The sequence below is a fragment of the Pseudomonas sp. 65/3-MNA-CIBAN-0223 genome (assembly GCF_040310425.1).
GTDB classification, from domain to species: domain Bacteria; phylum Pseudomonadota; class Gammaproteobacteria; order Pseudomonadales; family Pseudomonadaceae; genus Aquipseudomonas; species Aquipseudomonas gregormendelii.
Map to the genome: position 1 here is coordinate 1 of NZ_JBEOPV010000363.1, position 235 is coordinate 235.

Sequence of the window (235 nt, forward strand, 5' to 3'; positions counted from 1 at the left end):
CCCAAGCGTAGTAATTAAGCCCTGATTCGTCGAGTCGATGTATGCCTCACTCCAAAACACACTCCGTTGTGGGTTCATTGAAGGTGTCGCTAATTGAAATTGTTTCTTATTGAGCAGCTCATCCCTAAAGCGTAAGTCATTATTTTCCCATGGATAAAATGACATCATCCGACGCTTAGAAATATAATAAATCGACGAAGCTTTAGGCGCTGCTTCTTTCGCGACTGGGAAGGAT

1 protein-coding gene is annotated in these 235 nt (G+C 43.0%); it reads right to left on the reverse strand.

Going from position 1 to position 235, the window contains the following annotated elements; genetic code table 11:
• Positions 1-235, reverse strand: a 235-nt coding sequence (locus AAEZ09_RS29235; protein WP_350601807.1) for a hypothetical protein, incomplete at both ends; no start/stop codon positions are given.